This is a genomic window from Burkholderia ubonensis subsp. mesacidophila, from assembly GCF_002097715.1.
In the GTDB taxonomy this organism is placed as follows: domain Bacteria; phylum Pseudomonadota; class Gammaproteobacteria; order Burkholderiales; family Burkholderiaceae; genus Burkholderia; species Burkholderia mesacidophila.
Map to the genome: position 1 here is coordinate 297,999 of NZ_CP020738.1, position 23,178 is coordinate 321,176.

Here is a 23,178-nt window from a genome sequence, read left to right on the forward strand (position 1 = left end):
TTACGGACGGCGTCGGGATATCCCGGCCAAACCCCTATCAGCGATCACCAGCCACCCACCAGGCCCGGTGACAACACCCCCCGGATCATGACTGCGACTGGGGGCGGGAATCATGCCGGGCCTGGCTGGCCAAAACCCCGATTATCGGGGCGTGAAGATAGTAACGGGGTGCCCGTCTTCCACCCCCCCGGCGGCCCGGGCCGACCCTCCCCTTCGGTCGCGCGCACGCCGGTGCGCCGGCTCGTAATCTGGCCTCGCATGCGAATGTTCCCGAAATTGTGGGGGACGATCCGGGCCGGGGCGTCTCCTGCGATGACCCGGCGCGGATGGGGGCGTGAATCAAAAACAATGATCTTGACTGGAGGAGATGGATGAAATCGTCAACGTGTCTGCGAGCACTTGGTCTTTCTGTCGCGGCGTCGCTGGGTACGGCGCCCGGACTGGTTCACGCTCAGAGCAGCGTCACGTTGTATGGCGTGGTCGATGCGGCACTGCTGTACACGAACAAGTCGTTGAACACGAAGACCGGCGCGAATGACGGCCACAAGTTCGCGATGGTCGACGGCGCCGCGTCGGCATCGCGATTCGGCATGAGAGGGGTCGAGGATCTCGGGGGCGGGCTGAAGGCGACCTTCGTCCTCGAGAGCGGCATCGATGTCCCGAGCGGCGGGTTCGGCAATTCGAACGGCAACCTGTTCGGGCGTCAGGCATGGATCGGGTTGAGCGGCGGCTTCGGATCGTTCAAGGCCGGCCTTCAATACTCGCCGTTCGTGCTCTCCCAGATCGCGACCGACCCGCGCGACATCGCGTATTTCGGCAGCGGCGCGGTCATCTATGTCGACAACGTGCTGGTCACGGGGCTGTTCAATCAGAATGCCGTGTCCTATACGAGCCCGGTGATCGCGGGTTTCCAGGGCAGCGCGATGCTCGGCCTCGGCGGCAAGGCCGGCGATTTCCAGTCGGGCCGACAGTATTCGGGCAGCCTGAAATATCAACTGGGCGGCCTGCTCGTCACGGCGGCGCTCTACAGCGGCAACGCAGGCGGCACGGCCGCGACGCCGATTCCGAGCACCGTGCCGTTTACCGGCCGTTCGATCGGCGCCGCGTACGATTTCGGCAAGGTGACCGTCAAGGCGTCCTACGCGCTCTTCAAGGTGAGCGGATCGTTCGACAACCGGGTGGTCGGAGGCGGAGCAAGCTACCAGATGACGCCTGCGATCGACCTCGACGCCGGCGCCTGGTACACGAGCGACGGCAACGATACGGGCAATCACTCGCTCCTGACCGCGATCGGCTTGCGGTATTTCCTGTCGAAGGCCACGACGATTTACGGACAGGCCGCACTCGTCCACAACCACGGCCGGATGGACACCGGGCTGTCGATCAACGGCGCATTGTACGAGGGTGCGGGCACGACCGTGGGCGCCGTGCTCGGCATCCGCCATACGTTCTAGGCCCGGGAGCGCGCCGCGCGTCGCAGCGGCGCTCGGCGCGCTCCGACCAACTGCATTGTGAGTACCCACAATTGCGTTGTTAGTTATTCCAATTCTCTTGCCCTCGCGGCGCGCTTACCATCAAAAGTCGAGTCGCGCGGGATCTGTTAACAGTCCTCCGTTCTTCCAGCCGGGGCCGCATCGGCGTCCGGCTTTCGCGACAGGCACGCGGCGGTCCGCCCGGGCCTGGTTCCGTCGTGCCCATTCAATCATCGAGTCAACCTTGCGGCATTCGATCATGCCTCCATTGCCCGCTGCCGTGCGTACCTTGCTGATGCGTTCATCCACCACCCTGAAAGCCGTCTCGCTCGCGGCAAGCCTGTCGCTGGGCGGCTGTGCGCCCGCGCCGTCGCTCGCCGTGTTCGGCGCCGCGTTTCCGGACTGGTTGTTCTGCATCGTCTTCGGCGTGCTGGGCACCGTCATCGTTCATGTCGTGCTGGGCAAGCGCGGCAAGCGCGCGTGGCTCGCGCCGCTCGCGATCAGCTACCCGGCGCTTTGCGCGCTGCTCGCGATGGCGTTCTGGCTGTTCTTCTTCCCCCACTGATCACGCGTACCGCATATGTCCGACGCCTCCAGCGCCTCGCGCAAAAAGTCACTTCCCGCGTTGCTCATCGTCGTTGCCGCACTGGTGGTGCTCGGCGTCGTCCTGTGGCGCATCGATCGCACGCCGAGTACCGACGATGCGTACGTCTATGCCGACACGATCAACGTGGTGCCGGAAGTCAACGGGCGCATCGTCGAGATGCCGGTGCGCGACAACCAGCCGGTCAAGCGGGGCGACCTGCTGTTCCGGATCGATCCGCGGCCTTACCAGGATGCGCTGAACCAGGCGCGGGCACGGCTCGATACGCTCGACAAGCAGATCGCCCTCACGCAGCGCTCGGTCAATGCGCAGCAGTACAACGCGCAATCCGTGAAGGCGGCGGTCGAGCGCTCGCGCGCGCAGGCGAATCAGGCGACCGATACGCTGCGTCGTCTCGAGCCGCTGCTCTCGCACGGCTATACGTCGGCGGAAGACGTGGACCGGGCCCGCACCGCGCAACGCGCGGCCCAAGCGGAATTGAATGCCGCGATGCTGCAGGCCCAGCAGGCGTCGGCGGCGGTGAGCGGCGTGGATGCGCTGGTTGCGCAGCGTGCCGAAGTCAGCGCGCAGATCGCGATCGCTGAATTGAATCTCGAGTTTACCGAGGTGCGTGCGCCGTTCGACGGGCGCGTCGCGGCGTTGCGCACGACGGTGGGGCAGTTCGCATCCGCGCTCAAGCCGGTGTTCACGTTGATCGATACCCGTCACTGGTATGTGGTCGCGAATTTCCGCGAAACCGATCTGAAGGGCGTGCGCGCGGGGATTCCGGCCACCGTCTACCTGATGAGCGACACCGGCAAGCGGTTCGAGGGCACGGTCGATTCGATCAGCTACGGCGTGCTCCCCGACGACGGCGGCGTGGTGCTGGAAGGGTTGCCGCGGGTGCAGCGCAGCATCAACTGGGTGCACGTGTCGCAGCGCTTCCCGGTCAAGATCGCGGTGCAGAACCCGGACCCGGCGCTGTTCCGGGTCGGCACGTCGGCGGTCGCCACGCTGCGCCGCGACGGCCACGCGCACGATGCATCCCGCTGAGCAAGACATGGACGCGGAACATTCCCTGCCGGACCGTCTGCAACGGCTCGCCCGCTTCGTGGGCGGCGAAATCCGTCCGTATCCGGGGCGCATGAACGTGACGCTGCGCTGCGTGCTGACCAGCGCGCTCGTGATCGTCACGTCGATGGCGCTGCAGGTGCCGCTGCTGGCCCTGTCGCTGATCGTCGTGTTCTACGTGACGCAGGCCAACGTCGTCGTGACGCGCCTGATCGGCACGCTGTTCATCATCGGCTCGACCGCGGCGGTGGCCAGCGCGATCCTGGTGCTGAAGCTGACCTACGACTATCCGCTGCTGCGGATCCTGCTGGCCAGTGCGCTGTTCTTTATCAGCGTCTACCTGATGCGGGTGGCCAAGATCGGCGTCGTGTTCTTCATCGTCGGCCTGATCGTCATCTACGTGCAGACCTTCGTCGACCAGACCGACCAGGCCGAACTGCTGGTGCGCGCGGTGTTGTGGGTGTGGGTCGCGGTCAACTATGCGATCGCGCTGACGCTCGTGATCAATACGCTGTTCCTGCCCGCCGAACCCGTGCGCCAGCTCGAAGCCGCGATGTGCGGGCAACTGGACGCGATCGACGCGTCTTTGGCGGGGCTCGAGCACGGCACGCCGGCCGCCGGTGTGCCGGGCGCGCGCGCAGTCCAGGTGGCCGCGTTGACGCTCCAGAAGCTGCTTCGCTTCGCAACGATGCGAGATGCGGCCTATCGCAAGAACCAGGCGCTGCACCTGGCGCGCGTGGCGACGGTCTCGCGTCTGTACGCGGCCACCGGCCACCTGCCGGCCGCCGTGGCCGCCGTAACCGGATTGGCCGCCGACGTGATTCCCGCGCTGCGCGACGCATGCCGCAGCCTCGGCGACGCGATCAGGACCAGCACACCATACGTCGCGCCCCGGGCACTGGCCGAACTGACGGCCGGCGGATTGCCCGGCGCGCTGGCGGAGATGCGCGACGCGCTGCTGGCATTCGCGGATCGATCCGCCGCACCGCCGGATGCCGAATCGCCGGCGGAAAAGGGCCGCCTGCTGGTGCCCGATGCGTTCGGCAATCCGGTCTATGCGCAGTTCGCGCTGAAGACGCTGATGGCGGCCCTGTTCAGCTATGTCTTCTATATCGCAACCGATTGGCAAGGCATCCATACGATGATGCTGAGCTGCCTGATCGTCGCTCAACCAAGCCTGGGCGCCACCGCGCAGCGCGCCGCGCTGCGGATCGGCGGCGCGGCAGTCGGCAGCGTGCTGGCGCTCGCGATGGTCGTGTGGGTCGTGCCGCATCTCGACGGGATCGTCGGCCTGCTGCTGATGGCGTTGCCCGTCATTGCACTCGGCGCGTGGGTGGCCGCAGGGTCCGAGCGCATCAGCTACGCCGGCATCCAGATCATGTTTACGTTTGCGCTGGCGTTGCTGGAGCAATTCGGTCCGACCACCAACCTGACCGAGATTCGCGACCGGATGGTCGGCATCCTGCTCGGCGTCGCGGTGTCGGCGGTCGTCCACGCGTTCCTGTGGCCCGAGGCCGAGGGCGAGGCCCTGCGCCAGCGCGTGGCGGGGCTGCTGCGCCGGATCGGCGCACACCTGCGTCCGGGTGCGACAGGCCCGGTGCCTGCCGGTCTTTGGAGCGAGCTGGCCGATTGCGAGGCGATGGCCGCGCGCGTCGCACTGGAGCCGGGTTGGCAGATGGCCGAAGGGCAGCACGAAGGCTGGACCATGCGCATGCAGACCTTGCTGGCCCACGCCAGGGAAATCCTGTTGGCCACCGACGCGTTCGGCGCGGAACGGCGGTCACTGCGCGTGCCCGATCGGACCGAGGCCGCCGCGATCGCGTTTCAACAGGCGCTGGCTGCGTCGCTGGACGGCTACGCACGCGGGCTGGCCGAACACCCGCTGACGGTCGATGCGCCGCCTCGCGCTGCATTGGATGCGTTGTCGGCATGCTGCGCGACCGACCTGTCGGCGCAACCGACCGATCTCCTGCGAGCCGCCTGCGAGCGATTGTTGACCCGGGCCGGGAACCTGGCAAACCAGATAGCGATCCTGCCCGCCTGGGCCGAGGATTCCGTCAGCCCCGCATTTTCCTCGCGAGCTTCGCAAGCATGACCGTTTCGTTGAACCGATTTTCCTCTTCATCGCTGCGCCGTGTCGCCGTGGCGGTCCTGCTGTGCGGCCTGTCCGCCTGTGCGTGGATTCGCCACGATACCAAGCCGGCGCCGGCATTCGATCCCGAGCGCATCCGCCTGGCCGACGACATCCATCTCGCGAACGACGGCTGGCCATCGGCACGCTGGTGGACCCGCTACGCCGATCCGCAGCTCGACGCGCTGGTCGAGCGCGCGCTCGGCGATTCGCCGACGATGGCGATCGCGCGCACGCGCGTCGCCCAGGCCAAGGCCCATGTCGATCTCGTGAATGCCGGCACGAACCTGCAGGTGTCCGCGCTCGGCTCGGTGGACCGTGAGCGCGTGTCGGGCAACGGCTTCCTGGGGGCGTATTCCGGCAATCAGCCGCTGCTGGGGGCGACGGGGCCCTGGTATACGGAGGGCGTCGTCGGCCTCGGCGCGAGTCTCGATGTCGATATCTGGGGCAAGGAGCGCGCGCAGGTGGCCGCGGCGCTGGGCGTGCGGAATGCGCGTGCGGTCGAGATCTCGGCCGTCGAGCTGGAGATTGCATCGGACGTTGCGCAGCTTTATTACGGTATCCAGACTACCTATCGACTGATCGACATGCTGGAGCAGCTGCACGCTATCGCGACCATCTCGGTCGATGCGCATGCCACGCGCGCGGAGCGTGGTCTGGAGCCGCGGACGCAGACCGAAACGGCGCGCGCCCAACAACTGGCGACGGAGCGGCAGATCGTGGCCGCGCGAGGGCGCATCACGCAGTTGCGTGAATCGTTGCGTGCGCTGATCGGCGCGCGCTCCGACGAACTGGGCGACATCCGACCCGTGCCGCTGCCGTCGCCGCCGTCTTCGTTGCCGACCGCGCTCTCGTACGAATTCCTGGCCCGACGGCCGGATCTGCAGGCGATGCGCTGGTATGTCGAAGCGTCGTTCGACCAGATCGACGCGGCCAAGGCCGCGTTCTATCCGAGCTTCGACATCAAGGCGTTCTTCGGCGTCAACGCGCTGCATCTGGCCGACCTGTTCACGCATGCGAGCCAGCAGATCAATCTGGTTCCGGGCCTGACCTTGCCGATTTTCGACGGCGGCCGGCTCAACGCGAATCTCGGCGGCGCGCGTACCGCGAGCGACCTGTTGATTCTGCAGTACGACCAGGCGGTATTGAACGCGGTGCGCGACGTCGCAATGACCGGCAGCCAGCTACAGGATCTCGACGCCGAAGCAAAGCTGCAGACGGAGAAGATCCAGGCGGTGAAGTTTGCGCAGGACAGCGCCGATGCTCACTACCGAACCGGACTGGCGAGCCGGCTTTCCGCCGTGGAGGCGAAACAGGCGGTGCTCGTCGAACGCATCGTGCTGCTGGATATCGACGGGCGACGGATCAGTCAGGACATCGCGCTGGCGAAGGCGCTGGGCGGCGGTTATCGGGCGGAAGCGCCGGTCACGCTGAATCCCCGGTAGCGCGGAACATGTCCGACAGGCTTTCTCCACCAGTTTGCCGCGATGGCTCACTCGAGATAGACGGCGTTCGTTCGATGCTGGGCGTCTATGTCTCGGTCAAGCGGCTGTTCAATCAGCGAACGTTGACGGCGCTCGGGATTCCGTTTTCCCACGGCAGTGCGCTCGTTCACCTCGCGCGCAGCGAGACGGTGTCATGTCAGGAACTCGCAGGATCGCTGGGGTGTGGCACAGGCCGCATTTCGCGTCTGGTGGATGACCTCGAGAACCGGGCGCTGGTCGTGCGCCGCCGTAATGGCGACGATCGCCGCGCGCTGGATCTTGCGCTGACGCCGGCTGGCCTGGCGCTCGCGGAGCGCATCCCTTCGGTGCTGGCGGAAGCCAGGGATGCCGTCCTGAATCGACTGTCCGCGCAAGAGCGGGCGTTTCTCAAGCGGTTCCTCTATCGGATTATCGGAGAAATCGACAGGCATCCGGGTTGACGCGCGATGCCGAGCCCTTCCCGAAACACCTGGATCAATTTACGTCACGTGTCGAAACCCGTCCTGATTGCCTGTCACGAATGCGACGCGCTGTTGCACAAGCCGCGTCCTGGCGGCCGCGACGTCGCGCATTGCCCGCGCTGCAACGCGGTGCTCTACCGCAGCAGCTCGGCCCAGCTCGAGCGGATCTGCGCGCTCGCGCTCGCAGGGCTGATCACGTTCGTGATCGCGCAGGCATTCCCGATCCTCGAGATGGACGTGAACGGCAACCGCGTGCAGACGACGCTGCTCGGCGCGATCGAATCGCTGTGGCGTCAGGATATGGCGCTCGTCGCCGTGATGGTGTTCTGCTCGACCGTGCTGTTTCCGCTCGTCGAGATGGCCGCGCTGCTGTACCTGCTGTTCCCGATGCAGCGCGGACACGTGCCGCCCGGGTTCAACGTCGTGCTGCGCGCGATCCAGCTGGTGCGCCCGTGGGGGATGATCGAGGTGTTCATGCTCGGCATCGTCGTGACCATCGTCAAGATGGTCACGCTCGCGCGCGTCGTGCCGGAAGCCGCGCTGTTCGCGTTCGCCGCGCTGACGCTGATGATCGCCGTCGTGCTGATGTTCGATCCGCAGATGCTGTGGGACATCGCCGACGACCTGCGCGCCGGGCGCGCGCCGTCGCGCGACCGCAGCGACGCGGCATCGTCGGAGGCGCGCCGATGACCACGCCGACCGCCGCCCGCGAGGGCCTCGCCAGCTGCCACACGTGCGGGCTCGTGCAGCCGCTCGGCCACGCGCATGCGCATTGCGCACGCTGCGGCGGCGCGCTCCACTTCCGCACGCCGAACAGCATCGCGCGCACCTGGGCGCTGCTGATCGCCGCCGCGATCCTCTACATACCGGCAAACCTGCTGCCGATCATGCGCACCGCGTCGCTCGTCGGCTCGCAGGAGGACACGATCATGAGCGGCGTGGTCCTGTTCTGGGTATCGGGCGACTGGCCGCTCGCCGTCGTCGTGTTCGTCGCCAGCATCCTCGTGCCGATGCTCAAGCTCGGCGTGCTGCTGATCCTCGTGATCAGCGCGCAGCGCCGCTCGTCGTGGCGGCCGATGCAGCGCACGCGCCTGTTCCGGATCGTCGAGCGCATCGGCCGCTGGTCGATGCTCGACATCTTCGTCGTGACGCTCACCGTCGCGCTCGTCCACTTCCGATCGCTCGCCACCATCACGGCCGGCCCCGGCGCGCTTGCGTTCGGCTCGGTCGTGATCCTCACGATGCTCGCGTCGATGCAGTTCGATCCCCGCCTGATCTGGGATCCTGTCGAAACCTCAGGGAAACACCATGAATAGTCCGCAAGGCCCGCAGCACGACCAGCCCCGGCCGCCCGATCCGGCGATCTCGTCGAAAAGCGGCTGGCTGCCGTCGCTCGTCTGGCTCGTGCCGCTGATCGCCGCGCTGATCGGCATCGGCCTCGTGATCAAGTCCGTGCGCGAGCGCGGCCCGGAAATCACGATCAGCTTCCACAGTGCCGAGGGCCTCGAGCCCGGCAAGACCCAGGTCAAGTACAAGGACGTCGAGATCGGCATGGTCAAGACGATCTCGCTGTCGAAGGACCTGGCGCGCGTGCTGGTCGACGTGCAGCTCAAGAAGGAAGCCGAGAACTTCGCGGTCAAGGGCTCGCGCTTCTGGGTCGTGCGTCCTCGGATCGGCGCGACTGGCGTGTCGGGGCTCGGCACGCTGCTGTCGGGCGCGTATATCGGCGTCGACATCGGCCGCTCGCATGACGCCCACACCAGCTTCACCGGCCTCGAGACGCCGCCGGCCGTCACGGCCGACCAGAAAGGCACGCAGTACGTGCTGCGCGGCGCGTCGCTCGGCTCCGTCGACATCGGCTCGCCGGTCTACTACCGGCGCGTGCAGGTCGGCCAGGTGGTCGGCTTCGCGCTCGACAAGGACGGCACGGGCGTGACCTTCAACGTGTTCGTCAACGCGCCGTACGACCAGTACGTCGGCATGAATTCGCGCTGGTGGCAGGCGAGCGGCGTCGACCTGCGGCTCGACTCGAGCGGCTTCAAGCTGAACACGCAGTCGCTCGCGACCGTGATCCTCGGCGGCATCGCGTTCCAGGCGCCGCCCGGCCAGAGCAGCGGCACGAGCGCGCCGAACGACACGACGTTCCACCTCGCGTCCGACGAGGCCGATGCGATGCGCGAGCCGGACGGCGAACTGGTGCAGGTCGTGATGAACTTCAACCAGTCGCTACGCGGGCTCGCGGTCGGCGCGCCGGTCGACTTCCGCGGCATCGTGCTCGGCGAAGTCACGAGCATCGGCATCGACTACGACCCGAAGGCGAAGAACTTCACGATGCCGGTGACGATGAACCTCTATCCGGATCGCCTCGGCAAGCGTTTCCAGGATGCGGTCGGCTACCAGGGCGACGCCGCACGCCGGCTGATCCTGAAGCGGCTGGTATCCGGTTATGGGTTGCGCGGCCAACTGCGGACGGGGAACCTGCTGACCGGTCAGTCGTACGTCGCGCTCGATTTCTTCCCGCAGGCGCGGGCGGAGTCGATCGATATCACGAAGCCGCTCCTGGAGCTGCCGACCGTGCCGAACACGCTCGACGAACTGCAGCTTCAGGTGGCCGACATCGCGAAGAAGCTCGACAAGGTGCCGTTCGACCAGATCGGCGCGAACCTGAACAGCACGCTTGCGAACGCCGACAAGCTGTTCAGGCAGCTCGACACGCAGGTCGCGCCCGAGGCGCGCGACACGCTGTCGGCCGCGAAGCAGACCTTTGTGACCGCGGAAGCAACGCTGCAGCAGGATTCGCCGCTGCAGTCCGACGTGCGCGGCGCGCTGAAGGAACTCACGCGCACGCTGCAATCGCTGAACGCGCTCGCCGACTATCTCGAACGGCATCCCGAAGCGTTGCTGCAAGGCAAACCCGGAGACAGGAAATGATCGTACGCTTGCCACGCCGCGTCCGAGGCGCCGCGTCTGCTGTTTGCGCGATTGCCGCCGCGCTGACACTCGCCGCGTGCAGTTCGCCGCCCGCGCGATTCTATACGCTCACCCCCGCCGACGCGGCGCTCGCGGTGCGCACGGCGCCGGCCAACCCGCCGTTCCTGATCGAGGTGCCGTCCATCGGCGAGCCCGAGCAGGTCGCGAAGAGCCAGCTCGTCGTGCAGAAGAACGCCGCGCAGGTCGACGTGCTCGAGCAGGAGCGCTGGGCGTCGCCGCCCGCCGACGAGATCCGCCGCGCGCTGTCCGACGATCTCGCCGCGCAGCTCGGCACGATCGACGTCGCGAACTCCGCGTATCCGGCCGGCGTGCCGGTGTACCGCGTCAGCGTCAACGTGCAGCGCTTCGAGTCGTGGCCGGCCAAGCGTGCGGCGATCGACGCGGTGTGGAGCGTGCGCGCGGTCGGCACGCAGGTTGTGATGACCTGCCGCACGAGCGTCGCGGAGCCGGTCGCCGACGGCTACGACGCGCTCGTGGCGGGCCATCGACGGGCAATCGCCGTGCTGGCCGGGCGGATCGCAGCGGGCGTGCGGGCGATGGAAGAAACGCATGCGCCCGGTGCGGCAACGGCTTCGCCGAGCCGGCTGGCGGGAACCGGCCTATCGTCCGGCAAATCGCAGGCGCCGGCGTGGCCGTGCCGAAATCAATGACGATGCGTCCGTCGGACTTGTGTCGCGGGCCTGTCGTCGAATCGGAGCCCGACCTCTGCGATAGTGATGCAGATGCCTTCGTCGCGGAAGCCGGCCGTGACGGGCCGAGGAAAAAAAGCATCGACACGCTGCGAGCGATGCGGATTTTCATTCGGGTTGCAGAGGCGGGCGGATTCACCGAGGCGGCTCGGCGCTGGAAGTTTTCGGTCACGTCGGCCTCTCGCACCGTTTCCGCGCTGGAGGCGTCGTTGCGTGCACGCCTGCTGGAGCGCTCGACGCGCCGCGTGCTGCTCACGCCCGTCGGCGAGCGTTACATGACGCGCTGCAAGCAGATCCTCGATTGCGTGGACGAAGCGGAAGCCGAAGCCGCGGGCGGTGGCGTTCATCCCGCCGGAAAACTGAAGGTCCATGCTTCGCCGGTGCTGGGGCAGCGTTACGTCATGTCCCTGATCGCTCGCTATCGGCAACGCTATCCCGACGTGCGGGTCGAGCTCACCTTGACGAACGGGATGCCGGATCTGTTCGGCGAAGGCGCCGGCACCGCGCTGGCGCTGCACCGGAACGTGCCCGAACCGGGCCTGGCGTCGCGATGTCTCGGGCAGCTATTCGGCATTGTTTGCGCATCGCGCGGATACATCGAAACGCATGGTGCGCCCCAGCTGCCGCAGGACCTGGCCAGCCACGTTTGCCTGGGCGTCACGGGGCCGGGGCTGCGGCCGGACGAGTGGGTGCTTGCCGGGCCCGACGGTACGGAGACGGCGGTGCCGGTGCGTCCGGCGTTTCAGGTCAACGTCGCCGAAACCCTGGCAGTCGGCATTCGCGAAGGCATGGGTATCGGGGTTCTGCCGATCGGTCTGGCGGCCACGGGGCTTCGCAATGGCGAATATGTCCGGGTCATGCCGGATTACCGCGCGTCGGTCACGAACGTCTACGCGCTCTATCCGCCGCAACGCCATCGCGACGACAGGATTCGAACCTGGATCGACTTCATCGAGGACGCGTTTCCCGCATTGCTGCGTGCCGACGAGCAGATCGTTCGATAGCCGGGGTACGCGATCGCGTGAGCCGGCCCTAACAGGCTGTTGAAATTGGATACGGTGTAAACGGGCGCTGCGGGCGGTGCGTTAGAGATATCGTGTTCATGATCTTGGGCAAACGAGAGCGATGCGCGGAATGGACGAGATGCAAGAACCGCTGTTCACGACGGTGAAGCTGGAAGACTTCGTGCCGGCTGATCACCCGTTGCGGCCGCTTCGGCTGCTGGTCAATCAAGCGCTGAAGCGGCTCAACGGGCTGTTCAGCACGATCTATGCAGACAGCGGCCGGGCCTCGATTGCGCCTGAGAAGCTGCTGCGTGCGTTGCTGCTGCAAGTGTTTTATTCGGTGCGCAGCGAGCGCATGCTGATGGAGCAGATGCGATACAACCTGCTGTTCCGCTGGTTCGTCGGCCTCGCCATCGAAGACGCCGTCTGGGATCACTCGGTGTTCTCGAAGAACCGCGATCGTCTGCTCGAGCACGAAGTGGTCGAAGCGTTCTTTACTGAAGTCATGAGCCTGGCCGACAAGCAAGGGCTGCTGTCCAGAGAACACTTCTCGGTCGATGGCACGCTGATCCAGGCATGGGCCAGCCACAAGAGCTTCCGGCCCAAGGACGGTTCGGACGATCCGCCGGCCGGCGGTGGCCGCAATGTCGACACCGACTGGAAGGGCAAGCGACGCAGCAACGAGACTCACGAGTCGAGCACCGATTCGGACGCGCGGCTGTTTAGGAAGAGCAAAGGCACGCCGTCCATCCTGTGTTACCAGGGGCACATCCTGATGGAGAACCGCTCGGGCTTGGTAGTGGGTGCTGTGGTGAGCCATGCCGATGGCTTTGGCGAACGCGCCAGCGCGTTGCGCCTGCTCGATTGCGTGCCGGGCCGTCACGCCAAGACGCTCGGCGCCGACAAGGGTTACGACATGCGCGACTTTGTGCGGGACTGTCGTGCGCGCAAGGTGACGCCGCATGTCGCGCGCAACGACGCGCATCAAGGCGGCAGCGCGATCGACGGGCGCACGTCGCGGCACGTCGGCTATGGCATCAGCCAAGTCATTCGCAAACGCATCGAGGAGCACTTCGGCTGGGGCAAGACCGTCGGCCGGATTCGACAGACCGTGTATCGCGGCATCAAGCGAGTCGACCAGCACTTCAAACTGACGATGCTGGCGAGCAACCTGACTCGAATGGCCCGAATACTGACGGCGGTGCCACAAGGGGCAATGCGATGAGCCGGCCAAGCGTGGCCGTCGCGCGGCAACGCGTCGGCTAGCCCGCTCGCCAGCGGGGCAGCCGGGACGATTTATCCGCAACTCAGCAGCCAATCGCATACGAAACCCTTTTAAATAGTGCCCCGGCCGTCAAAACGAGGCGCTTTTCAACAGCCTGCTAAGCGTGACGCGTTCCGTTTTCGACGATGCGGCCGAGCAGGCGCTCGAGCGAATGGATCTCGTCGGCGTCGAACCTCGACAGCAGCGCGTCGGAAACGTCCGAGACGATCGCCGGAATCCGGGCGGCGACCGCCTGCCCCAATGGGGTGATGTGGAGCCTGACGATGCGGCGGTCTTCGTCGCAACGCATGCGCTCCAGCAGGTCGTGTTGCTCCATCCGGTCGATCAATCGTGTGATGGAACTGGCGTCCACCTCGCATTGCCGCGCAAGATCGGCCGCCGTGCGGGCGGATTGAGTCGCGAGCAGGAACAGAATGCGCGCCTGGGTGTCCGTCACGCCCAGTTCGGCCTCGGTGCGTCGCGAGATCGCGCGACACATCACGCTCTGGGTTCGTTTCAGCAGGTAGCCCAGCCCGTCGCCGGCTTGCCGTGTTTCTGCGTTGTGGTGGTTCAATGAGGCTGCGTTGTCCATGACGCCGCTGCTCCGATTCGTGGTTTGCCCCGGCGGAGAAGGGGGCTGTCGTGGCGACAACGCGGTGCTTGCCGTTCGTGTCGCCGTCCCTGGCCGTGACCACGGCACCAAAATCTGAAAAAATGACCGGCGCCAGGCAAGCGTGCCATACCCGGCAAAACTGACGTTTGCCGGCGCGCAAGAGGGGGCGTCCGGACTGGTGCACGCGACCAGTCGCGCCCGCTGCCGCGGCGGGCAAGGACGCGGTCCGCCTGCGTGCCGATGTCGACAACGTTATCCGAGCGTCGGGACGCGCGAAATGGGAAATGGTGTGGCCGGCGATGTGGCTTTTCACAATCCCCAGGCGATCGCTCCCGCCGGAGCGCAGGATCAAATTGATGAGAACGGCTGATGGCTGCGAAAAACAGAAGGGCTGAATCGACCATGACGCCCGTCGATGTGCCCGTCACGTCGGCGCTGATGCGCGACAAAGTGAGGGCGCTGGCGGCGGATCCGTCGGACGTCGTCGCGCGCACGTATGCGGCGCTGACCCGAATCGGCGGCTACGACGGCCTGACGCCCGCGATGCGGAAAGACATCATGGATTCGATCGAGGTGTCGCAGCGGTTGTGGTTCGAATCCGTGTCCACGGGGAAGTTTCCGTCGTCCGACGACCTGGAGGGCCTGCAGGAATTCGGGCGCCGGCGGGTTCACCAGGGCATACCGTTGTCTTCGTTGCTGCGGAGCTTCTGGGTCGGTCCGCGCGAGTTATGGCGCGTCTGCGCGGAGCTCGGCAGCGAGCACGACGCGTTGCGCGACGAACTGCTGTTCGTGCTGTCACCGTATCTGATGGAATATTTCGATTACATGGTGCAGCTGATCTCGCAGGCTTACCTCGATGAGCAATATCAGCAGGCGCGATGGCGCGAGTCGCTGCGTTATCAGCTGCACGAGATCGTCTTCAGTCACGCCACGGATGAAGAGGGGTTCCGCAAGACGATCCAGGCGCTGGGCCTGGACCACGCGTCGCCGAGAATTGCGCTGGCGATCGAATGCGAGCGGCTCGAGCGCGGTGCGATGCGATCGGACCGCGAACTCGACCGCATCGTGCTGTCGGTGGCACGGCACCTGGCGTGCCAGAAGGATGACCTGGTCGACGTATGGCATCGCGATTGCCTCGTCATCTGGGCGCCATGCAATCCGGGCGAATCGGCGAGCGCGAGCGACCGGCGCGTCGACGCATGCATGACGGCGCTGCTCGGCGGCGCGGGCGGAATCGGCGGGATCGGCATGGGGCTGTCGGGCTCCGGCGCGAAAGGATGGGCGACGTCGGCCGACGAGGCGATCCGGGCACTGGATGTCGGCAAGCACCGTGGCGGCGACGGCCCGTTGCACCGGTTCTCGGACATCGTCGTCGGCGAGTGCATTCGCAGCCATGACAGTGCGCACAATTACCTGCTGTCGCTGACGCAGGAATTGTCCGGCGAGCAGGACCTGATACTGACGCTCGAGACCTTCTTTGCCAATATGCAGCGCCGGAAAGTGACCGCCGCGGCGCTCGGCGTTCATCCGAACACGCTGGATCACCGCCTCGAGCGGATTGAAAACATCCTGGGCGCCAAGCTCGATCACGCGGCGTGGGTTGCGAAGCTGGAAATCGCGTTGAAACTCCAGGGGACCGGCGAACGGAGCAGGTGAGCCGGCGTAGTGTTCATCGAGCAGCCGCCTGTCATCACAGGCGGCTGATCCACAGCTCGACGTTCGGCCGCGCGTGCGTCGAGCCGCCGACGCACGCGCGCGCTGCCGTCAGTTCACGCCCGCGGCACTCCATGCGCGCGCAACCGTTGCGCTCTCAACCGAATTCGCGCCGTACAGGTCGTTCGCCGCCTGGATCGACGCGCGCCGCGCGTTCGGGTAGCTGGAGCCGGCGGTCAGGTACACCGTCAGCGTCCGGTACCAGATCTTGCCGGCCTTGTCGCGCCCGAGCCCACTGAAGCTGGTGTCGCCGTTGCAGACCAGCTGGCTCTTCGACAGTGCGGAGTCGGTTGCCGGCACCACCGGGCCTTCCGACAGCAGGTAGAAGAAGCGGTTGCCGACGCCCGACGAGAAGTGCGGATCGTGGCGCGGATTCCACCACGAGAAGCCGCCGGACGGATAGCAGCTGTACGACCGCCCGTCGAGATCCTGCTTGTACATCTTGCGCAGGCCACCGTTGATCACGCGCGCGCCGATCACGTAGTTGCCCGGATCGTTCGGGTTGTTCGCGTAGTACTTGACGAGCGTGCCGAAGATGTCGGACGTCGATTCGTTGAGACCGCCCGCGTCGCCCGAATAGTTCAGGCCCGCGGTGGCCTGGGTCACGCCGTGGCTCATCTCGTGCCCGGCCACGTCGATCGACACGACGGGGTTCGGCAGGCGGGTGCCAGGTTCGCCGTCACCGTACACCATCATGCGCGTGTCTCCCAGCCAGGCCGCGTTCGCGCCGGTCGTGCCGCTGCCGGTGTTGAACACCACGTGGGCGAAGCTCTTCACGCCCTGGCCGTCGTTGAAGATGCCGTTGCGGTTGTGCGTGCTCCTGTAGTAGTCCCAAGTGAGCGCGAGACCATAATCGATGTCGGCTGCGACGGTCTGCCGGTCGGTGGTCGCGTTGTTGCCCCACACGTTCGTGCTGCTGGTGAAGATCGGCAAGTCAGTGGCCTGCGGGACATCATCCGAGGACAGGCCGCGGCCGTCGTAGACCGAGCCGCCGCCGCGGGTCGGATCGAGCATCCGGTACGAGTTCGTGCCGAGCTGGTCGGTCGTCAGCGGCAGGTTGCCGTAGTACAGCGAACGGCCGGTGCCGGTGGCGGCGGAGGCGGCGGTCATGATCAGGTCCTGCGCATCCACGACGGCGCCCGTGCGTGCGTCGACGTAGTAGAGCACGGCTTCGGTGTGCGCGTCGGTCGCCTTGCCGTACACACGCACCGCATAGGCCAGCGTCGGCGCGGTGTCGCGTGCGAACACGACGAGCTCCGGCTCCTCGACGCGGCGCACCTGTGCGCCGAAGCGCGCGGACGCGGCGCGCCGGGCCACGGCCGCACCGACGTCGGGCGCGTTGCGCACCACGAAGCGGTCGCCGACCTTGCCGATCTTGCCGGCAAGGTTGATCGGCACGGACTGGGTCACGCTCGCCTGTTTCAGTTGCCCCTGGCTCGAGTGAACGACGACGTCGCCGCCGATCACGCGCAGGCCCGAGTAGAAGCGGTCGAAGCGCACGTGCTCGGTGCCGTCGGGGTCGACGATCACGTCACGCACCTGGAACTGATCGCCTTCCGTCGGTGCGCCCGCCTTCGCGAACTTGAGCGTGCGCGCGGCACTGCCGGCGGCTAGGTTGAAGCTGGACGGGTTCTGCTGGATCAACTGCAGCGCCCGGTCGACTGTGGCCTGCTGGTCACCGGCTTGCGCAAATGCGCTGAAGCTGGCGAGGGAAATTGCGGCGACCGACAGCAGGCAAGACAGTTTCTTCATGTAATCCTCCAGATAATGAATGCGTAATTATTGAAAGTTTATTGAATGCAACCACTAAGCAAGAGAGGTACTGTGAACTGCAAAGCCATGCTAGGAGGTCAAATTAATATTTACAAGATAATTGCAAATAAATTAACTTTTGATTGTGTCTGCCTGAACCGTGTCAGGTATTGGTGAGAAATATGAAATGATGCTGTGCGATGCGGATGGGTGAAATTTGTGGTATGTGGGCAGGCAGGTGATGTTGGTCGTGTTTTATTTCGTTGGCTATTCGATTTGATTATTGATGGCGGCAATATGAATATTCGGCGGGCTCATGACGTGCGCACGTCGACTTCGGCGGCCTGTGTGGTCGGATGAGCGCTGGATGTCCGGCGTACAGGCCGGTATGCGGAGCGCCGCATCGTATGGAAGGATGAAATGGTGCGGCGTGCGATGGCGCGCAAAAAAGGCGACCACCGCATGACGCGATGGTCGCCAGAGGCGAATACCGAGGCAGTATCCGCGGAGACACACGAGGTCCCGCGCCGTGCGCGGGGAGAGGCGGCAAGCTGCCAGCCGGCAAGTGGCCCGGCTAGCCAATGCAACGGAAAGTCCGCGTTATTCCTTTGATCAAAAGATGAATGAAAAAAGGGTGCCGTGGCCAAGCGTTGCTTTTGTGATGCTGGCGATTGGATGCGCGGCTCGCCCGAATCGAATTCTAGGAATTAGCAGGTTCGCCGTCTCCTGACAGTTCTATTGGGTAGGCGATCTTTGAAGCGAAGCAATCGCGATAATGCTCGCACCGCGTCGAAGTTAATCAAAGCACGAAATTGATTCGTGATCTTAAACGACTGGATGGTCGTCGGCATCGGGCGCCGGTTTCTCTGCCGGCGTTCCCCTTCCGGTTCGCCCATGCCTAAACTGAAAGGGCGTCCATGCTCGTCCGGGAAAAGATCATGCGAATGCGCCGTGGTCATTCATCTGCTCAATTTCCTCCTCAACAGGTTGAAGCCGTCGAGGGGGAGCGGAGCTTCAGGTCACTCGCGGATGCGATCCCCCATATCGTGTGGACGGCCGATCCGGACGGCTGGGTCGACTACATGAACTGCCGGGGGCTCAGCTATGGCGGCGTCACCCTCGAGCAGGCCCAGGCGCAGGGCTGGGAATCTTTCCTGCACCCGGACGATTTGCAGCTCGCGATCGATACGTGGACGCGCGCGATCCAGAGCGGCGTCGAGTTCGAAATCGAATATCGGCTGAGACGGGCTTCCGACGGCGCTTATCGATGGTTTCTATGTCGCGCGTTGCCGTTCCGGGATCGCGATGGAAAGATCGTCAAGTGGTTCGGCACCGAGACCGACATCGAAGACCTGAAGCAGGCGAGAGCCGCCGCGGAGCGCGCGAACCGCGCGAAGTCCGATTTCCTGTCCAGCATGAGCCACGAGCTGCGCAGCCCGCTCAATGCGATCCTGGGCTTCGCGCAGCTCATGGCGTCCGATTCGCCGCCGCCGACGCCGTCGCAGCAGGCGAGCATCGACCAGATCCTGCGGGCGGGATGGCATCTGCTCGAGCTGATCAACGACGTGCTCGACCTGGCGAAAATCGAATCCGGGCAAGTCGCGATTTCGCCCGAACCCGTGTCGTTGCGCGATGCATTGCGCGAATGCGAATCGATGATCGAGCCGCAGGCGCGGCAACGAGGCATTCGTGTGAGCTTTCCCGATGTCGAGCCGCGCTGCCATGTCCGCGCGGACCGGACGCGCGTCAAGCAGATCCTGCTCAACCTGCTGTCGAACGCGATCAAATACAACCGCCCGTCAGGCGCGGTCGACGTCGATTGCGACCTGCGCGTGCCGGGCCGGATTCGCGTCAGTGTGCGCGACACCGGCCTGGGCTTGTCGCCGGAGCAACTGGGCCAGTTGTTCCAGCCGTTCAATCGCCTGGGGCAGGATGCCGGCGCCGAGGAGGGCACGGGCATCGGCCTGGTCGTCGCGAAACGTCTGACGGAACTGATGGGCGGCGCCATCGGCGCCGACAGCACCGTCGGGAAGGGAAGCGTGTTCTGGATCGAGCTCGATGCGGCGGCAGCTCCGGAAGCCGCCGCGCGGGTCGGCGCACAGCCCGCCACGCCGGCCGGACACACGACCGCGGAGACGCCCGCCGAGCTGCCCGCGCATACCGTGCTCTACATCGAGGACAATCCGGCCAACCGGGCGCTTGTGGAGCAACTGCTCGCGCGGCGCGCGGACCTGCGCATGCTCAGCGCGGCGACCGGGCAACTCGGTGTGGCGCTGGCGCGCAGCGCGCTGCCGCAGGTGATCCTGATGGACATCAACCTGCCCGACATCAGCGGCATCGACGCGCTGGGCCTGTTGCTCAGCCATCCTGAAACGGCGGCGATTCCGGTCGTGGCGCTCAGTTCGAATGCCATGCCGCGCGACATCGACCAGGGCCTGAAGGCGGGCTTCTTCCGCTATCTGACGAAGCCGATCCGGATCGAGCCGTTCATGCATGCGCTGGCCGAGGCGATTGCGTTTGCGGAAGGAAAGCGATGATGCGGGGCTGCGCACCATGATCGATTCGTCTGCCATCCTCGACGCCAGGATCCTGGTCGTCGACGATCTGGAGGCCAATATCCTGCTGCTCGAGCAGATCCTGCATCGGGCGGGCTACGCACACGTCGCGTCGACGATGGATGCCTCCGCGGTGTGCGAGCTGCACCGCCGGAACGGCTACGACCTGATCCTGCTCGATCTCCAGATGCCCGGCATCGATGGCTTTCAGGTGATGGAGAGCCTGAAGGCGCTCGAGGCGGACAGCTATCTGCCTGTCATCGTGATCACCGCGCAGCCGGCCCACAAATTGCGCGCATTGCAGGCCGGCGCGAAGGACTTCATCAGCAAGCCGTTCGATCTGGCCGAAGTGCTGATGCGGGTCCGCAACATGCTGGAAGTTCGCCTGCTGCATCGGGCGTTGCGCGACTACGGCAAGGCGCTCGAACAGAAGGTGCGGGAAGTGGAGGCGAGCCGCGAGCGGATTCGTGAACAGAGCGACGAGCTGAAGGGCCTGTACGCGAAGGTCGTCGCCGAGCAGAAGGTCTCCGAGCGGCTGCTGCTCAACATGCTGCCTTCTCCGATCGCCGAGCGCCTGAAGGCCCATCTCGACGACCTCGCCGACAGTTTCCCGGAAGTGATCGCAGACCGGTTTCCGGAGGTGTCGGTGTTGTTCGCGGATATCGTCGACTTCACCGGCTTTTCGGCGGGCATGCGCCCCGAGCAGCTCGTCGAGATGCTCAACGAGATCTTCACCGAGTTCGACCTCATCGCCGACGCGCGCGGCCTCGAGAAGATCAAGACCATCGGCGACGCGTACATGGCGGCCGCGGGGCTGCCGTTCCCGGTGGCCGACCACGCGGAGCGGGCCGCGCATATGGCGCTCGACATGATCGATGCGCTGGCCCGCTTCAACGCGCTCAGGCGCTGCAACCTGCAATTGCGCATCGGCATCAACAGCGGAGAGGTCGTGGCCGGCGTGATCGGCAAGCGCAAGTTCATCTACGACTTGTGGGGGATGGCCGTCAACCTCGCGAGCAGGATGGAGTCGCAAGGCGTGGCAGGGCGCGTGCAGTTGACGGAAGCCACGCGCGAGCGGCTGGGCGAGCCGTTCGTCTGCGAGGCACGCGGCACGATCGCGGCGAAGGGCATGGGCGAGTTGCGCACGTGGTTCCTGGTCGGCAGGGCCGGCGCAGCGGCGAGTTGAAGCAGGGTATTCCGGCCGCTGCCGAGCGGTCAGTCGTCGCCGTCCCCGTTGCACGGGCCGGCATACCGGCTCGCGACGATGGACGGCAACGCCACGGGTGCACCGCAGTCGATCGACCACGCAAGGCGCACGAACTGGGCCTCGGTCCACGCGAGCGGCGTCGCCGACGTCGTGCCTGTGCCGGCGGCGAAACCGGGCAGCCCCGACGGCGCGTGCCGATCCCAGACCTGCTCCGGCAGCATCAGCCCGTCGTTCGTGCTGGCCGCCATCGCGTCGAGGCGCGTGCGCGCGAGATCGGGCTGATTTGCAGCCAGCTCGTATTCGCCGCGCTCGCCCGCGAAGATCGGCCACGCGCGCCCGATCGTCATTTGACTGCCGGCCGGGAGGCCCATGCGCCATGCGCTGCCGTCGCGCTGCTCGCCATAGCCGTCGAAGGTGTAGCGATGCCAGAACATGCCGTTCGGCGTGGTCACACCCAGGTGCGCGTCGACCACCGCGAGGCTGTTCAGGATCACCGGATCGTCGGCCGGCTTCACGCCGAGCCTGACGAGATCGAGAAAGCTCGGGTCGACCACCGCGCGCTGGTCGATGTCGTCCGGACCGCTGTCGCCGATGTGGTACGGCGTGGCGGCATCGGGCTGCCGGTCCTTGGTCAATCGCAGGTAGTACGGCGCGCGCGAGTACGGGCCGGTCCGGGTTGCCGTCCATGACTCCACGTTGCGCTGCCAGTCGTCCGCCGTGGCCGCGTAGGCGGCGGCTGACGCCGCATCGCCGTTGCGGCGTGCGATATCCGCCGCGGCGACGAGGCCGGCGATCTGGGCCGCGATGGCAGCCGGCGAATAGCCGCCCTGATTCTCCCAGCGCTCCGCCGGCGTGTACGGCCCGGTCGCGACGATGAAATCGGCTGCCTTCCGGATGTGATTCACGTACGTCGGCCTGTCGAAGCGCCGCAGTTGCCAGGCCAGCACGATCGGGAACGACACTTCGTCCATCTGCAGGCCGCCCCAGTACGGCGTGCCGTCGACCTGCGAGTTCTGCGGGAAAGCGCCGTCGGCTTTCTGCTGCGTCGCGAGCAGCCAGTCCAGCGCGCGCTCGGCGGCGCTGCGATCGCCCGCGGCGATCAGCGCGGTCGCAATCTGGTAGAGGTCCCGCGCCCACACGAGATGGTAGGGCCCGGACGGTTGGTCGAGCGCGGTGCCGAACGCCCAGGGCATCGACGGCGAAGCGGCGAACGCGCCGCGCCAGGTCTTGTCCTCATGCGCGGCGAGGATCATCACGGCCGCGTTGTACAGGCGGAGGTGAGCGGCCGCGCTTGCCGGCGCCGGCTTGAGTGTCCGCAGGTAGCGATGCCAGCCTTCGGCATACCGGCGGGCCGTCGACGCGAATCCGTCGGCCAGCGTGCACTGTGCGTCGCGGGTCGCCTGCGCGGCGTCGTCGCCGAACCCGATCGCGAGCGTGACGTGCGTGCGCGTCACGCCGTCGAGCGGCGTCTGGCCGGTCTGCACGACATTGCCTTGCGGCGCGCACGCATAGGTCCGGGTCATGCGAAAGTGCCGGCCGATGTCCTGCCAGCCGTCGCTGGCGCCGGCATAGCCGTTCGACACGCGGGTAAAGGGCGGATTCGACGCGAACGCGGTCGCGACGTTGCCGTTGCGCGCGGTCAGCGTCGCGCCGTTCGTCTCTCCCGTCGTGTTCATCAGCGCATTGCCGGGTGCCGGATTCAGCAGCGCATAGACCTGATAGGGCTGTCCGTCGAGCGATTCGAACGTGACGTCGACGAGCACCACCGGACGCGCCGGGTCCGTTGCGTACGTCTTCGTCAGTCGGAAGCGGCCGGCGTGGTCGACGTCGACCTGACGGTAGGCGAGGCCGTCCGCTTCGGTCAGCGTCGTCTCGTGCGTCGCATGGTCGGCGACGCGTGCTGCGAAGGTCGTGCCGTCCGAGACCACGAACTGCAGGCCGCGAACGCTCGGCGTGTCGAGACGCGGGTAGTAGATCTCGTCGAGGCCGGCGCTTCCGAGCGTGAACCAGACCTTGCTTTCGATCGTCGTCGACGTTCCGAAGCCGTGCTTGTTCGCCGGATTCCAAGTGCCTGTCGCGCCCGGGGCGCCGGGCGCGACGCCTTGGGCTTGCGCGGAGGAGGTTCCGGCGAGCGCGGCTGGCGATGCGGCAGCGGGATGCTTGGAATTCATGAGATCGTCCCCTTCAG

At 66.0% G+C, this 23,178-nt stretch carries 18 protein-coding genes; 15 read left to right on the top strand and 3 right to left on the bottom strand.

Going from position 1 to position 23,178, the window contains the following annotated elements:
• Positions 1–371: 371 nt before the first annotated feature.
• The 12 genes from B7P44_RS18900 to B7P44_RS18955 all read left to right on the top strand — a co-directional run bounded on the left by B7P44_RS18900 (position 372) and on the right by B7P44_RS18955 (position 13,111).
• Complete coding sequence (locus B7P44_RS18900) at positions 372–1,454, top strand: porin (RefSeq protein ID WP_084907198.1); 1,083 nt, start codon at positions 372–374, stop codon at positions 1,452–1,454.
• A 313-nt stretch (positions 1,455–1,767) separates the two neighbouring features.
• Complete coding sequence (locus B7P44_RS18905; protein WP_084909896.1) at positions 1,768–2,037, top strand: YtcA family lipoprotein; 270 nt, start codon at positions 1,768–1,770, stop codon at positions 2,035–2,037.
• Between the two features lie 15 nt (positions 2,038–2,052).
• Entirely contained in the window at positions 2,053–3,108 is a 1,056-nt protein-coding gene (gene mdtN / locus B7P44_RS18910; RefSeq protein ID WP_084907200.1) for a multidrug transporter subunit MdtN, read from the top strand.
• A 7-nt stretch (positions 3,109–3,115) separates the two neighbouring features.
• Entirely contained in the window at positions 3,116–5,221 is a 2,106-nt protein-coding gene (locus tag B7P44_RS18915; protein WP_084907202.1) for an FUSC family protein, read from the top strand.
• Positions 5,218–6,702, top strand: coding sequence for an MdtP family multidrug efflux transporter outer membrane subunit (locus B7P44_RS18920; RefSeq protein WP_084907204.1), 1,485 nt, complete (start codon positions 5,218–5,220; stop codon positions 6,700–6,702). The genes B7P44_RS18915 and B7P44_RS18920 overlap by 4 nt, the downstream gene beginning before the upstream one ends.
• A 74-nt stretch (positions 6,703–6,776) precedes the next feature.
• On the top strand, positions 6,777–7,181 hold the full coding sequence (locus tag B7P44_RS18925) for a MarR family winged helix-turn-helix transcriptional regulator (RefSeq protein WP_231716779.1): 405 nt from the start codon (positions 6,777–6,779) through the stop codon (positions 7,179–7,181).
• 6 nt (positions 7,182–7,187) lie between these two features.
• Positions 7,188–7,892, top strand: coding sequence for a paraquat-inducible protein A (locus B7P44_RS18930; RefSeq protein ID WP_407924027.1), 705 nt, complete (start codon positions 7,188–7,190; stop codon positions 7,890–7,892).
• Complete coding sequence (locus B7P44_RS18935) at positions 7,889–8,518, top strand: paraquat-inducible protein A (RefSeq protein ID WP_084900765.1); 630 nt, start codon at positions 7,889–7,891, stop codon at positions 8,516–8,518. The genes B7P44_RS18930 and B7P44_RS18935 overlap by 4 nt, the downstream gene beginning before the upstream one ends.
• On the top strand, positions 8,511–10,133 hold the full coding sequence (locus B7P44_RS18940) for a PqiB family protein (protein ID WP_084907210.1): 1,623 nt from the start codon (positions 8,511–8,513) through the stop codon (positions 10,131–10,133). Before B7P44_RS18935 ends, B7P44_RS18940 begins: the two co-directional genes overlap by 8 nt.
• Before the next feature lie 8 nt (positions 10,134–10,141).
• Complete coding sequence (locus B7P44_RS18945; protein WP_407924040.1) at positions 10,142–10,843, top strand: PqiC family protein; 702 nt, start codon at positions 10,142–10,144, stop codon at positions 10,841–10,843.
• 119 nt (positions 10,844–10,962) lie between these two features.
• Positions 10,963–11,886 carry a LysR family transcriptional regulator gene (locus B7P44_RS18950; RefSeq protein ID WP_084909897.1) on the top strand — a complete coding sequence of 308 codons (924 nt, stop codon included), beginning with the start codon at positions 10,963–10,965 and terminating at the stop codon, positions 11,884–11,886.
• A gap of 130 nt (positions 11,887–12,016) precedes the next feature.
• On the top strand, positions 12,017–13,111 hold the full coding sequence (locus B7P44_RS18955) for an IS5-like element ISButh5 family transposase (protein WP_084907214.1): 1,095 nt from the start codon (positions 12,017–12,019) through the stop codon (positions 13,109–13,111).
• 157 nt (positions 13,112–13,268) lie between these two features.
• On the opposite strand, the gene B7P44_RS18960 is transcribed toward B7P44_RS18955, so the two are convergent.
• Positions 13,269–13,742 (bottom strand): MarR family winged helix-turn-helix transcriptional regulator, encoded by a 474-nt coding sequence (locus B7P44_RS18960; protein WP_084907216.1) that lies wholly within the window; start codon positions 13,740–13,742, stop codon positions 13,269–13,271.
• Positions 13,743–14,165: 423 nt separating this feature from the next.
• On the opposite strand from B7P44_RS18960, the gene B7P44_RS18965 reads away from it, so the two are divergent.
• The gene (locus B7P44_RS18965) at positions 14,166–15,419 is read left to right on the top strand and encodes a PucR family transcriptional regulator (protein ID WP_084907219.1); all 1,254 of its coding nucleotides are present in this window, start codon (positions 14,166–14,168) and stop codon (positions 15,417–15,419) included.
• A 108-nt stretch (positions 15,420–15,527) separates the two neighbouring features.
• Here B7P44_RS18965 and B7P44_RS18970 read toward each other — a convergent pair whose 3' ends face one another.
• Positions 15,528–17,228 carry a M4 family metallopeptidase gene (locus B7P44_RS18970; protein ID WP_084907221.1) on the bottom strand — a complete coding sequence of 567 codons (1,701 nt, stop codon included), beginning with the start codon at positions 17,226–17,228 and terminating at the stop codon, positions 15,528–15,530.
• 944 nt (positions 17,229–18,172) lie between these two features.
• Here B7P44_RS18970 and B7P44_RS18975 point away from each other — a divergent pair.
• Complete coding sequence (locus B7P44_RS18975; RefSeq protein WP_084909898.1) at positions 18,173–19,765, top strand: PAS domain-containing hybrid sensor histidine kinase/response regulator; 1,593 nt, start codon at positions 18,173–18,175, stop codon at positions 19,763–19,765.
• 16 nt (positions 19,766–19,781) lie between these two features.
• A complete protein-coding gene (locus tag B7P44_RS18980; RefSeq protein WP_084909899.1) occupies positions 19,782–20,969 on the top strand; it encodes an adenylate/guanylate cyclase domain-containing protein in 1,188 nt (395 codons plus the stop codon).
• A 29-nt stretch (positions 20,970–20,998) separates the two neighbouring features.
• Here the strand turns inward: B7P44_RS18980 and B7P44_RS18985 are convergent, their stop codons facing one another.
• Complete coding sequence (locus tag B7P44_RS18985; protein WP_084907223.1) at positions 20,999–23,161, bottom strand: glycoside hydrolase family 15 protein; 2,163 nt, start codon at positions 23,159–23,161, stop codon at positions 20,999–21,001.
• Positions 23,162–23,178: the final 17 nt, after the last annotated feature.

Coding starts and splice junctions, on each gene's coding strand:
- B7P44_RS18900 (WP_084907198.1), top strand. CDS start 372: ATGAAATCGTCAACGTGTCTGCGAGCACTTGGTCTTTCTGTCGCGGCG.
- B7P44_RS18905 (WP_084909896.1), top strand. CDS start 1,768: ATGCGTTCATCCACCACCCTGAAAGCCGTCTCGCTCGCGGCAAGCCTG.
- mdtN (WP_084907200.1), top strand. CDS start 2,053: ATGTCCGACGCCTCCAGCGCCTCGCGCAAAAAGTCACTTCCCGCGTTG.
- B7P44_RS18915 (WP_084907202.1), top strand. CDS start 3,116: ATGGACGCGGAACATTCCCTGCCGGACCGTCTGCAACGGCTCGCCCGC.
- B7P44_RS18920 (WP_084907204.1), top strand. CDS start 5,218: ATGACCGTTTCGTTGAACCGATTTTCCTCTTCATCGCTGCGCCGTGTC.
- B7P44_RS18925 (WP_231716779.1), top strand. CDS start 6,777: ATGCTGGGCGTCTATGTCTCGGTCAAGCGGCTGTTCAATCAGCGAACG.
- B7P44_RS18930 (WP_407924027.1), top strand. CDS start 7,188: ATGCCGAGCCCTTCCCGAAACACCTGGATCAATTTACGTCACGTGTCG.
- B7P44_RS18935 (WP_084900765.1), top strand. CDS start 7,889: ATGACCACGCCGACCGCCGCCCGCGAGGGCCTCGCCAGCTGCCACACG.
- B7P44_RS18940 (WP_084907210.1), top strand. CDS start 8,511: ATGAATAGTCCGCAAGGCCCGCAGCACGACCAGCCCCGGCCGCCCGAT.
- B7P44_RS18955 (WP_084907214.1), top strand. CDS start 12,017: ATGGACGAGATGCAAGAACCGCTGTTCACGACGGTGAAGCTGGAAGAC.
- B7P44_RS18960 (WP_084907216.1), bottom strand. CDS start 13,742: ATGGACAACGCAGCCTCATTGAACCACCACAACGCAGAAACACGGCAA.
- B7P44_RS18965 (WP_084907219.1), top strand. CDS start 14,166: ATGACGCCCGTCGATGTGCCCGTCACGTCGGCGCTGATGCGCGACAAA.
- B7P44_RS18970 (WP_084907221.1), bottom strand. CDS start 17,228: ATGAAGAAACTGTCTTGCCTGCTGTCGGTCGCCGCAATTTCCCTCGCC.
- B7P44_RS18975 (WP_084909898.1), top strand. CDS start 18,173: ATGCGCCGTGGTCATTCATCTGCTCAATTTCCTCCTCAACAGGTTGAA.
- B7P44_RS18980 (WP_084909899.1), top strand. CDS start 19,782: ATGATCGATTCGTCTGCCATCCTCGACGCCAGGATCCTGGTCGTCGAC.
- B7P44_RS18985 (WP_084907223.1), bottom strand. CDS start 23,161: ATGAATTCCAAGCATCCCGCTGCCGCATCGCCAGCCGCGCTCGCCGGA.